The sequence below is a fragment of the Microbacterium oleivorans genome (genome assembly GCF_013389665.1).
GTDB classification, from domain to species: Bacteria; Actinomycetota; Actinomycetes; order Actinomycetales; family Microbacteriaceae; genus Microbacterium; species Microbacterium oleivorans_C.
This window is the reverse complement of the sequence record NZ_CP058316.1, coordinates 2,461,027-2,472,517: the sequence shown is the minus strand read 5'-3', so window position 1 is coordinate 2,472,517 and position 11,491 is coordinate 2,461,027. Positions and strand designations below refer to the sequence as shown.

The following is an 11,491-nucleotide window of genomic DNA, read 5'->3' as shown; positions in this document are numbered from 1 at the left end:
GCGTGCGGTGGCGGTCAGCCCCGGCGCGGGCGGGCGGGGATGGCGACGACCGCGAGGGCGGCGCAGCCGATGCCGGCGAGGAACAACGGCGGGAGCGCCCAGGTGACCACGACGACGAAGCCGGCGGTCGCGACGAGGTAGAGCACGCCGACGACGTCGCCTCGGGCGGCATCGGGGATGGCACGGACCGCGCCGCGCCAGCCGAGCTCGGGGCTCCAGGCCCCCGCGGCCAGGAGCAGCGCGACCGACACGACGGCGAGCCCGGCCCAGCCGACCGACTCGACGAGGGCGCCGCCGGGGAGGAACCCCGAGCGGGCGAGGTCGATGTCGATGAGCAGGACGAGCGTGGCGACCAGCGCGGCCGCGCCCACGGCCGAGCCGCCGAGGAGGCCGGAGCGGACGTCGACCCAGAACAGCGCGAACCGCGAGTCCTCGGCGGCGACGTAACGTCGCAGGTGGCGGATGCCGGCGGCGAGCGCCGCGGGCAGGGTGACGACCGCGAGCGACACCACGGTCACGAGCAGCCCCACGATCAGCACCTCGCCCAGCAGCGCGAAGGCACCCGCAGCGCCCGGGTGGCGCAGCTGCGGACGGGCGTCGCGGGTGGGCCCGCTGCCGGTACGGTCGGCGCGGATGGCCGCCCGCTCGTCGCGCCGCGTGCGCGGCCGCTCGTCGGTCGACATCGCTAGCCCTTCAGACCCTGGGTCGCGACGCCGTCGACCAGGAACTTCTGGAAGACGATGAAGAACAGCAGGATCGGCACCAGCGCGATGAACGAGGCGGTGACGGTGGCACCGTAATCGCTCGACGACGTCTGGTCGTTGTAGAGGCGCAGCGCGATGGGCAGCGGGTAGTTCTCGGGGCTCGTGAGGTACAGCAGCGGCCCGAGGAAGTCGTTCCACGACCAGATGAAGCTGAAGATCGCGCAGGTGATCAGCGCGGGCTTGATCAGCGGCAGGATGATCGACCAGAAGATCCGCAGGTGACCGGCGCCGTCGATCTTCGCGGCCTCGTCCATGTCACGGGGCATCTGACGGATGAACTGCACCATGAGGAAGACGAAGAACGCCTCGGTCGCGAGGAACTTCGGCAGCAGGAGCGGCCAGTAGGTGTCGACCATGCCGAGGTTGTTGAACAGGATGTACTGCGGGATGATCACGACGTGGAACGGCAGCAGCAGCGTGCCGATCATCGCCGCGAACAGGATCCCGAGACCCTTGAACTGCAGGCGGGCGAAGGCGTACGCCGCGAGGGCCGACGAGATGACGGTGCCGATGACCGAGACGCCGGCGATGAGCAGCGAGTTCGCGAAGAAGCGCCACATCGGCACGCCCGCGATGCCCTCGGCGACCTTGACGTAGTTGTCGATGGTGGGGGCCTCGGGCAGCAGCCCCATGTTCTGCCCGAACTCGCTGTTCGGCTTGAACGTCGAGAAGAGCAGCCAGACCAGCGGGTAGAGCACCACGACGGTGATGACGATGAGGACGGCGAACCAGAGGACCGTCTGCCAGGTCTTGCGCTTGACCCGGCGCCGCCGCGGCGGCGTCGGGGTCGTCTGCTGAGCGGCGAAGACGATGTCGGTCGCCAGCGGGGAGGTCGGTGAGGTGGTCATCGGTTGTCTCCCGAGTAGTGCACCCACGACTTCTGGGTGCGGAAGAGGATGAGGGCGATGATGGCGACGGCGACGAGGAGCACCCACGCGATGGCGGCGGCGTAGCCCATGCGTCCGTCGGCGAAGCCGGTCTTGTAGAGGTAGACCGTGATGAAGTTCGTCATGCCGGCGGGGCCGCCGGTGCCGTTCGAGATGATGTAGGCCGACCCGAACACCTGGAACGCGCCGATGAGGCCGAGGAGCAGGTTGAAGAAGATGACCGGAGAGAGCATCGGCACGGTGACCGCACGGAACCGGCGCCAGGCGTTCGCGCCGTCCATCTCGGCCGCCTCGTAGAGCTCCTTCGGTACCTGCTTGAGGCCGGCGAGGAAGATCACCATCGTCGCGCCGAACTGCCAGACGGCGAGGAGGATCATCATCGGCAGGATGAGCGAGGGGTTGCCGATCCAGCCGCCGAGTTCGATGCCGAGGACGTTGAGGCCGCTGTCGACCGGGCCGTCGGTGGCGAACATCGCACGCCACACGATCGCGACCGACACCGAGGCGCCGATGAGCGAGGGAGCGTAGAAGGCGGACCGGAAGAACGCGGCGCCCTTGTCGCGGTAGTTCAGCAGCAGGGCGATGAGCAGCGCCGCGATCAGCGAGATCGGGGTGCCCACCAGGACGTACACCAGGGTGATCTGCGCCGACTGCATGAAGCTCGGGTCGTCGGTGAACAGCCGGATGTAGTTGTTCAGGCCGATCCACTTGGGCGGCGAGAAGATGTTGTAGCTCGTGAACGACAGGTACAGCGAGTACGCCATCGGCACGAGGGTGAGGCCGAAGAAGCCGACGAGCCACGGCAGCAGGAAGGCGTACCCCGCGACGTTCTCGCGCACCGCGCGCTTGCGGGCGCCGGGCCGGTCGAGGCGTTCGGGACGCTGCTTGCGGACGAGGCCGCGACGCGACGAGTCCTTGGTGACGATCACCCGGGTGGCGGTAGTGGTCACGATGCTCCTGAGGATGCGGGGAGGAAGGGGAGCCCGTGGGCCGGCGCTGCGCGCCGGCCCACGGGGATCGGGTCATCCGTTGAGGACGATGTCCATCTGCGAGAAGAAGCGGCTCACCGCGTCATCGACCGTGATGGTGCCGAAGGCGAGCTCGAGGCCGATCTGGCGGAACTCCTCCTCGAGCGTGCCGTAGCCGACGATCGGCACGGGCGGGGCGTCGCCGAGGCGGTCGGCGATGGCCTCTTCGTAGTCCTTCACCTGCTGGCTCAGCGGGTCGAGGTCGGCCGCGTCCAGCGCGGTCTGCGAGGCGGGCAGACCACGGTTGGTACCGAAGATCTCACCCGACTCGGGCGAGTTCACGAGGAAGTTCACCAGCGTGGCGGCGGCCTCCGGGTGCGCGGTCTTGGCCGAGATCGTGTGCAGCATCGAGGGCTTGAGGTAGAGGTCCTTGGTGCCTTCCTCGGTGACGGGCGGGGCGACGAGGCCGAGCTCGGTGTACCCCTCGCCGAGTCCGCCGAGGTAGCCGGCGCCGAAGTTGTCCCACGTGAGTTCGCTCGCCGTCAGGGCGGAGTCGAAGCCGCCCTTCGGGGCGAGCTCCTCGACGCGGGCCTGCGGGATGATGGTGCCGTCCTCGCGGATGTCGGCGCCCTCTTCCCAGAACTCCGCCAGGCGCTCCTCGTCGAAGCCGGGCGTGCCGTCCTCGTTGAAGAGGTTGCCGCCCTCGGAGCGCAGCTGGAGCTCGAAGTTCTGGATGCGACCGGTCCAGTCGCCGCCGCCCCAGAACGCGCCGCCGGCACCCTCGGTCACCGAACGCATCCAGTCGTCGTAGTCCTCCCAGCTTCCGCCGGCGAACTCCTCGACTCCGGCCTGCTCGAGCAGGACGGGGTTGGTGAACAGGCCCCACGCGTTGGTGGAGGTGGCGATGCCGTAGGTGGTGTCGTTCACGACGCCGATGCCGAGGATGTTGTCGGCCAGGCCATCGGTCTCGATGATGCCGCCGAGGTAGGGCTCGAGATCGAGCAGGAGGTTGTTCTCGGAGTACTGGCGCAGGTACGAGTAGTCGAACTGCATGACGTCGGGGAGGCCGCCGCCGGCAGCTTCGGTCTGACGCTTCTCCCAGAACTCGGGGAACCCGAGGAACGTCGAGTTGACCGTGATGTTCGGGTACTCCTCGTTGAACGCCGCGATCGCCTCGTTGTAGAGCTCGGCGCGAACGTCGTTGCCCCAGAACGCCAGGTTGAGGGTGACCTCTTCGTTCGGGTCGAACGTGGCCTCGCCGGCCGGGGTGTCGCCGCCGGCGCATCCCGCCAGGGCCAGAGCGGCGCCGGTCGCGATCGCGACTCCGGTCAGTGCTCGCTTTCTGGTGAACATCGTTGTCCTCTCTGCCGAACGTCGTCGTCTCGGTGCGCGCGAACGTCCATTGTCCGTGTGTGCAGGTGCGCGCGTCCCCATCCGGGAAAGCGCTTGCCGGCAACCGTACTACGCCGTGAAACGTTTCGCAAGGATGACGGCGCATCCGATTCCATCCCGTGATCTCGGGGCTGTTACCGGTCTCAGTCCGCCGCCTCAGCCTCGCACACGAGACGGCCCCCGTCGACCCGCAGGCGCACGCGGTAGACCGCGCAACGGCGCGCATCGATCCCGTCGGCCGACGCGCCGTCGTCGCCCGCATCCGGTGTCGCGGCAGGCTGGGCGAAGAAGTAGTACCAGAGGTCCTCCCCGTCGCGCGCCGGGGCGCCGTGATGCCCGCACCCCGTTCCGGGCACGGTTCCCGGCCCGAGCACGACGTCGTCGGCGCCGCCCTGCCGGCGCCAGCTGACGGCGTCGTCCGAGACGTGCACGCCCATCCCCCGCCACTCGTCGACGATCATCCACCAGCGCCCGGCGAGCTCGAAGACGCTCGGGCCCTCGTGCGGACGCCCGCCGATCGCGACGCCCTCGTCGCGCCACGAGTCCAGGTCCTCCGACACCGCCGCCATGGTCACCGAGTCGGCCGCCTCGTCCTTGTACCACAGGCGCCACCGGCCGTCGGGGGTGCGCGCGACGGCGGCATCGATCACGCGATCGCTCGAGAGCGCGAGCGGGCCGACGCGCCGCCACACGGAGAGGTCGGCCGAGACGTACTCGACGATCGCCCGTGCGTGACCGGGCCAGCGGTCGGGAACGCCGTCGATCTCGGTGAGGTACATGCGCCACGAGTCGCCGTCGAAGACGACCTCGGGGGCCCAGTGGGTGCGGTCGGTCTCGCTCGGCGGTGCACCCGGTTCGAGGCTCAGGCCCGCAGCATCCGGCTCGAGCGTCCCCGCGTAGCGCCACGCGACGCCGTCGGCGGAGCGGGCGACACCGATGCGCGACCCGTGCACCCACGCGACCCCCGGGCCGGGGTCCGGGTGCGTCGCGCGGCGCTGCGTGTAGAACATCCACCAGCCGTCGGGCGCCACGACCACTACCGGGTCGGTCGCCCCGTCGTAGACCGGGTCGCGGTACAGCTCCGCGGGCCCGCCCCGCGCCGCGCCGTCGGCGGTCACGGGTTCGGCCGCAGATCGACGACCGGGCTCGCGAACCCCCGCCGATGGGTCGGATGCCCCGCCAGGTCGGTGGGCGTCACCACGGCCCCGTCGGCGGCCGCCGACGCGTAGACGGCGGCGACGAGCTCGAGCGAGCGCGCCGGGTCGGATGCGGTGTCGGGCAACGGCGTGCCGCCGATGATCGCATCGAAGACGTCGCGCAGCAGGGGCGCGTGGTCGCTGCGCTCCTCGGCCTCGGGGAGCGCCCACGCCCGCGCCTCGTCCTCGAATCCCGGCGCAGGCGTGATGGCCCAGTTCTCGTGGCCGTGCCCGTAGAGGTGGTCGACGGTGACCGTGGCCTTCTGTGTGTCGATGCGGATCGAGCTCGTCTCGCGCGGCGACACCGCGCTCGTGACGACCTGTGCCACGACGCCGCTGTCGAAGAGCACGGTCGCCGTCGAGGCGTCCTCGGTCTCGGTGTCGCGGTCGAGGCGCCACAGCCGCGCCTGGACCGTCCGCCAGTCACCGAGCAGGTACGCGAGCAGATCGAGCTGATGGATGCCGTGGCCCAGAGTCGTCCCACCCCCCTCGGTCTGCCAGGTGCCCCGCCACGGCACGGCGAAGTAGTCCGCCCCGCGGTACCAGAGGGTCTGGCAGGTGGCGATGAGCGGCCGCCCGAGCGCTCCGGAGCTCAGCAGCGACCGCACGTGGGCGGCGGCCGTCCCGGTGCGCTGCTGGAAGACCACCGCGAGGTGGCGGACGGCGGCCGAAGCCGCCGCACGCATCTCGTCGAGCTCGTCGAGCGAGGGCGCCGGCGGCTTCTCGACCACGACGTGCGCCCCGGCGGCGAGCGCGGCGAGCGCCTGGTCGCGATGCACCGCCGGCGGTGTGCAGATCAGCACGACATCGGGGCGCTCGGCGCTCAGGAGGGCGTCGAGGTCGTCGTGCACGCGCGGATCGCCGTAGCGGCCGGCGAAGGCCTCGGCCGCGCCCCGATTCACATCGGTGACGGCGACGAGCTCGGCCCGCGGGTGGGCGGCGACGGCTCGGGCGTGCAGGTTGGCCACCGAACCGGTGCCCACCAGAGCACAGCGCAACACAGGGCTCATCGATTCTCATCTCTTTCGGCGGTCGGGAACATGGTAGACGGCGCCGGCCGCCGATGGGAAAGCGCTTGCTGACATGATGGACGAGTCGTCAGGAGCCCGGATGCCACGCCCCACCACCATCGCCCTCGTAGGCGTGCACGGCTACGGAGCCGTTCACCTCGACAACCTCCGCCGCCTCGGCGATCGCGTCCGACTGGTGGCCGCCGCCGATCCGCGGGAGCCCGACACGGGCACACTGCCGAGCCACACCCGCGTGTTCCCGGACCTCGCCTCGCTGCTGACCGCAACCGACGGGATCGACGTGGTCATCGTCGCCACGCCGCTGCACACCCATCTCGAACTCGCCCGACTGGTCGTCTCGCGCGGGATCGATCTGTACCTCGAGAAACCCCCCGTGCTGACCCTGCACGACCTGCAGGTGCTCGAGGAGGCCGCCGACCGCTCCGGCACGCAGGTTCAGGTGGGTTTCCAGAGCCTCGGGTCCCGCGCGCTCGCGGCCTTCGCCGCGGACCGGTTCGACCTCGGCCCGGTCCGCGCGATCGGCGCCGTCGGACTGTGGTCTCGCGACCGGGCCTACTGGCAGCGCAGCCGATGGGCCGGGCGGCGGGAGCTCGACGGCGTCGCGGTCGTCGACGGTGTCACGACCAATCCGCTCGCCCACGCGACGGCCACGGCGCTCGCCCTGGCCGGGACGACCGCGGCGTCGGAGATCGCCCAGGTGACCGCGGACCTGTATCGCGCCAACCCCATCGAAGGCGACGACACGAGCCTGGTGCGGGTGACGACCACCGGCGGCATCCGGGTCACCGCCGGGCTCACGCTCTGCGCCGACGACCCTCACGAGCCCTACGTCGAGGTGCACGGGCGGCGCCGGTCGGCACGCTTCTTCTACACGGAGGACGTCGTCGAGGTCGACGGGCGCCGCGAGCGCTTCGACCGCGACGACCTGCTGGAGAACCTGCTCGACCATCGCGACGCGGGCACTCCCCTGCTCTCCCCCCTGTCGGCCGCCGGCGCCTTCGTCGCGGTCGTCGACGTCATCGGCCGCACCCGCCCCCTGCCCATCGACCCGGCGTATCTGACGGCGCACGGCGACGGGCTCGCACGCCGTGTCGTCGTGCCCGGGATCGAGGACGCCATCACGCGCGCCGTCGATGCCGAGGCCACCTTCGCCGAGCTCCACGTGCCCTGGGCCCGCCCGGCGACCGCTCCCGAGCCTGCGCTCGTTCTGCCGGGTCCGGACGACCCGCTCGCGGTCCTGGTCGACGGCACGGGCACGGCCCGGTCGTCGAGTCCGCGGCCCTACCTGCACCCGCTCCGCACGCCCGGCGGCGTCGTCGTCACCGATCACCACCCGGCCGACCACGACTGGCATCTCGGCGTCGGCGTCGCGCTGCAGGACGTCGACGGCGCGAACTTCTGGGGCGGACGCACCTTCACGCCGGCCGCGGGATACGTCTGGCGGGGCGACCATGGCCGGGTCGACATCGAGCGCGTCGAGCCCGGTTCCGACGGCGCGACGCTCGATCTGCGATGGGTCGGCCCCGACGGCAGCCTCCTGCTGCGCGAGCACCGCAGCATCCGCCTGCTCCGTCGCGCCGACACGAGCGTGGTCTGGGAGATCGACTTCGCGCTGACACCGGCATCCGATCGGACCGTGCTGCTCGGAAGCCCCGGCAGCAACGGCCGCGCGGGCGGCGGATACGGCGGCCTCTCCTGGCGTCTGCCCGCGTGCACCGACGTCGATGTGCGGACCCCGCACGCGCGGGGGGAGGGAGCCGTGCACGGCTCCCTCTCGCCGTGGCTCGCCTGGTCGGCGAGCTTCGCCGTGGCGCCCGGCGACGAAGGCACGCGCCACGGCCGCGACGACCTCGGCGACCGGGCGGCGACGATCGCCCTCGCCCCTGCCGATGAGGCCTCGGCCCGGGACCCGTGGTTCGTGCGCGTCTCGGACTACCCCGGCGTGGGCGCGTCGCTGGCCTGGGATCGTGCCGTGGCGGCATCCCGCTCGGCACCGGTGCGGCGTTCGTACCGCGTGCTCGTCGCGGACGGGCGTCTCGGCGACGATGCCGTCGCCGAGCTCGTGGCGCCCTGACCCGATCCCCGACTCGAAGGAGCGCCCGTGCCGCAGCATCCGATCCCCGTCGTCAGCGGCGTCGCCTGGTTCGACGACTCCGGCTCGCCCGTCAACGCGCACGCCGGCTGCATCGTCCGAGAGGGCGACCGGTTCTTCCTCTTCGGCGAGTACAAGACCGATGACCGCAACGCCTTCGCGGGGTTCTCGTGCTATTCGTCCCCCGACCTGGCGACCTGGACGTTCGAGGGACTCGCGCTCCCGCCGCAGCCCGACGGCCTGCTCGGCCCGGATCGCATCGGCGAGCGCCCGGCCGTGATGCGGTGCCCGAGCACAGGGCGATACGTGATGTTCCTGCACGCCGACGACCTCGGATACACCGACCCGCACATCGCCTTCGCCGTCGCCGACGACCTCCGGGGGCCCTACGTGCTCGGCGGACCCGTGACGTTCGCGGGTGAGCCGCTGCGCCGGTGGGACGTGGGGTCCTTCCAGGACGACGACGGCACCGGGTACCTCCTCGTCCACGAGGGCGATGTCTACCGGCTCGCCGAGGACTACACGAGCGCCGCGGAGAAGGTCGCCGCCGGGGTGGCGCCGGGCGGGGAGTCGCCCGGGATGATCCGGGCGGGCGGCCGGTACCACCTGCTGTTCTCGAACAAGACGAGCTGGGAGCGCAACGACAACTACGTCCTCAGTGCGCCGTCGCCCGCCGGACCGTGGGAGCCCTCGGGTCTGCTGGCGCCCGCGGGTACGCGCACCCACGACTCGCAGTGCGGGTTCGTCTTCGTCGACGCCGGACCCGAGGCGCCGCCGATGTACCTCGGCGATCGCTGGTCGTTCCCCCGCCAGGCCTCGGCGGCCACGTCCGTCTGGCAGCCGCTGCATCTCGACGATGCGGGCGTGCCCCGTCTCGGCCCCTTCCTTCCGGCTTGGCTCCCGACCTCGGGCGAGGCCGTCGACCTGCTCGCCGACGCGGCCGTGCTGCCCGCGGCAGCCGACCTCACCGCCGGGCGGTCGCACGTCACCGCACCGTTCGCCATCGACGCGGGAGACCGCGTCGCCCTCATGGGCACGGTCGGCCCCGACAGCGGCTACGCCCGCGTCACGCTCGAGTCGTCGGCTGCGGACGGCGACGGCGACCGTCTCACCGCGATCGTCGACTTCTACAGCGGTGTCGCCGCCGACGGCATCCGGTTCCTCACCGGGCCGCTCGCGGCGGGGCGGTATCGGCTGCGGGTCGAGGCGACCGGAGAGAGGCCGACGTGGAGCACGAAGGACGGCACGCCCTACGGCGCAACGGACTGCCGCGTGCGCACGAGCGCTGTGCGGGTGCTCCCGGCGACCTGACGCTCAGCCGGCGAGACCGGCCTGCGTGGCGTGCAGGTGCGCGTAGCGCCCGGCGGCGTCGAGCAGCTCGTCGTGCGTGCCCTGCTCGACGATGCGGCCCCGCTCGAGCACGACGATGCGGTCGGCCTGGCGAACGGTCGACAGCCGGTGCGCGACGACGAGCGTCGTCCGGCCGCGCATGAGGCGGCTGAGGGCGTCCTTGACCAGCTCCTCCGACTCGGGGTCGAGCGCCGAGGTGGCTTCGTCGAGCAGCAGGATGCGCGGGTCGCGCACGAGCGCACGGGCGATCGCGAGCCGCTGCCGCTGCCCACCCGAGAGCCGCGCGCCCCGCTCGCCGACCACGGTGTCCCATCCGCGGGGCTGCTCCTGCACGAACTGCCACGCGTTGGCGTCGCGCAGCGCCCGCTCGATGCGCTCGTCGGTGACATCGGGCAGCCCGTAGGCGACGTTCTCTCGGATGGTCCCCTCGAACAGCACCGACTCCTGCGGCACGACCGACACCGACCGGCGCACCGTGCGCAGGTCGAGTTCCTGTACATCCGCGTCGTCGATCGTGAGGCGGCCCGAGGTGGGGCGGACGAAGCCGAGAACGAGGTTGAGCAGGGTCGATTTGCCCGAGCCCGACGAGCCCACGAAGGCGTACGTGCGCCCGGCGGGGATGTGCAGGTCGATCTCGTGCAGCGCGTCGTCATCGGCGCCGGCGTAGCGGTGACTCGCTCGCTCGAGTCGGATGTCGCCGGTCACGGCGTCGACGCGGCGCTTGCCCTCGTTCTGCTCGAGGTCGGGCTCCTGCAGCACCTCGGCGATCGACCGCACCGATTCCAGACCGCGGGCTCCCACCGGGATGAGCATCAGCAGCTGGGTCAGCCCCTGCGTCAGGAGGGTGAAGTAGGTCGAGAGCAGCACCACCTCGCCCGGGGAGATGGGAAGGATGCCGGTCAGCGAGAAGATCGCGGCCAGGACGAGGCATCCGACCCCCAGCAGCTGCATCGCGACCCACGAGATCGAGGCGACGTGGCCGTTGAGCATGTCGAGGTGCAGCCCCGCCCGCCGCACGCCCTCGGCGCCCGTGCTGACCCGGGTGACCGCGGTCTCTTCGAGGCCGTGGGCTCGGGTGACGGGGATGAGGGAGGCCATCTCGCCCACACGGGCGGAGAAGACCTCGACCTCGCGGCGGAAGACCTCGTTGCGCTGCCTCGACCGGTTGCGCATGCCGTACCGGATGCCGATGGCGATCGGCACGGCGAGGGCGTACACGGGCAGGAACTGCGGAACGGCGACGGCCGTCATCGTCAGCGCCCCGATCATCACCATGGTGGCCGAGAGGAGGGGGTGCGTGACCTGCTGGAGCATGAGCTCGACGTTCTCGACGTCGCGTACGACCTTGGTCTGCACGATGGAGGAGCTCACCCGCGAGTGGTAGCCGATCGAGAGGCTCTGCAGCCGGGCCGCGAGCGCATTGCGCAGGTCGGCGCCGGTGTCGCGGACCACGGTCATGAAGTTGCGCGTGTACAGGATGTGGTTCGGGTAGTTCTGCAGCAACAGCGCCACGGCGAGGATGAACCACCCGACCACCGAGCTCACCGCGCCGCCACCGGCGACGATGTCGATGATCGCCGCCGTGATGACCGGGAGGAACCACAGCGGGATCTCTTTGAACGTGAACGCGAGCACGGCCAGCGACATCCGCCCGGGACGACGGGCCAAGAGCCGCAGGACGGATCGAGCGGGGTGAGCGCCGTCGATCAGGTCCGCGGGTCGGGAAAGCGGTTTCCTTGCCACCCCTCCATGCTAGGCCCGCCGCGGTGCATCACAAGGCCCGGGCCGGAATCGGATGCCGCCCGTTCCGC

At 71.3% G+C, this 11,491-nt stretch carries 9 protein-coding genes; 2 read left to right on the top strand and 7 right to left on the bottom strand.

The genetic code is table 11. The features are described 5' to 3' along the window. Positions 1–14: 14 nt before the first annotated feature. From HW566_RS11715 to HW566_RS11690, 6 genes are all read right to left on the bottom strand, one after another. The gene (locus HW566_RS11715) at positions 15–683 is read right to left on the bottom strand and encodes a hypothetical protein (RefSeq protein WP_178013089.1); all 669 of its coding nucleotides are present in this window, start codon (positions 681–683) and stop codon (positions 15–17) included. A 2-nt stretch (positions 684–685) separates the two neighbouring features. Further along, positions 686–1,612, bottom strand: coding sequence for a carbohydrate ABC transporter permease (locus HW566_RS11710; protein ID WP_178013087.1), 927 nt, complete (start codon positions 1,610–1,612; stop codon positions 686–688). Next, positions 1,609–2,601 carry a carbohydrate ABC transporter permease gene (locus HW566_RS11705; RefSeq protein WP_178013085.1) on the bottom strand — a complete coding sequence of 331 codons (993 nt, stop codon included), beginning with the start codon at positions 2,599–2,601 and terminating at the stop codon, positions 1,609–1,611. Before HW566_RS11705 ends, HW566_RS11710 begins: the two co-directional genes overlap by 4 nt. Before the next feature lie 72 nt (positions 2,602–2,673). Then, positions 2,674–3,972: an ABC transporter substrate-binding protein gene (locus tag HW566_RS11700; protein ID WP_178013083.1), complete on the bottom strand. Its 1,299-nt coding sequence runs from the start codon at positions 3,970–3,972 to the stop codon at positions 2,674–2,676. Positions 3,973–4,154: 182 nt separating this feature from the next. Then, positions 4,155–5,129, bottom strand: a complete 975-nt coding sequence (locus HW566_RS11695; RefSeq protein WP_178013081.1) for a family 43 glycosylhydrolase — start codon at positions 5,127–5,129, stop codon at positions 4,155–4,157. Then, on the bottom strand, positions 5,126–6,217 hold the full coding sequence (locus HW566_RS11690) for a Gfo/Idh/MocA family protein (RefSeq protein WP_178013079.1): 1,092 nt from the start codon (positions 6,215–6,217) through the stop codon (positions 5,126–5,128). The genes HW566_RS11695 and HW566_RS11690 overlap by 4 nt, the downstream gene beginning before the upstream one ends. Before the next feature lie 100 nt (positions 6,218–6,317). On the opposite strand from HW566_RS11690, the gene HW566_RS11685 reads away from it, so the two are divergent. Both HW566_RS11685 and HW566_RS11680 read left to right on the top strand, forming a co-directional pair. Beyond that, the gene (locus tag HW566_RS11685) at positions 6,318–8,312 is read left to right on the top strand and encodes a DUF6807 family protein (protein WP_256728689.1); all 1,995 of its coding nucleotides are present in this window, start codon (positions 6,318–6,320) and stop codon (positions 8,310–8,312) included. A 27-nt stretch (positions 8,313–8,339) separates the two neighbouring features. Next, complete coding sequence (locus HW566_RS11680; protein ID WP_256728688.1) at positions 8,340–9,641, top strand: family 43 glycosylhydrolase; 1,302 nt, start codon at positions 8,340–8,342, stop codon at positions 9,639–9,641. Between the two features lie 3 nt (positions 9,642–9,644). Here the strand turns inward: HW566_RS11680 and HW566_RS11675 are convergent, their stop codons facing one another. Next, complete coding sequence (locus HW566_RS11675; RefSeq protein WP_178013076.1) at positions 9,645–11,423, bottom strand: ABC transporter ATP-binding protein; 1,779 nt, start codon at positions 11,421–11,423, stop codon at positions 9,645–9,647. Positions 11,424–11,491 lie beyond the last annotated feature (68 nt).

What these genes read in the sequence shown, in the direction of transcription:
- HW566_RS11700 (WP_178013083.1), bottom strand. Translation starts at nt 3,972, where the DNA reads ATGTTCACCAGAAAGCGAGCACTGACCGGAGTCGCGATCGCGACCGGC.
- HW566_RS11710 (WP_178013087.1), bottom strand. Translation starts at nt 1,612, where the DNA reads ATGACCACCTCACCGACCTCCCCGCTGGCGACCGACATCGTCTTCGCC.
- HW566_RS11715 (WP_178013089.1), bottom strand. Translation starts at nt 683, where the DNA reads ATGTCGACCGACGAGCGGCCGCGCACGCGGCGCGACGAGCGGGCGGCC.
- HW566_RS11685 (WP_256728689.1), top strand. Translation starts at nt 6,318, where the DNA reads ATGCCACGCCCCACCACCATCGCCCTCGTAGGCGTGCACGGCTACGGA.
- HW566_RS11690 (WP_178013079.1), bottom strand. Translation starts at nt 6,217, where the DNA reads ATGAGCCCTGTGTTGCGCTGTGCTCTGGTGGGCACCGGTTCGGTGGCC.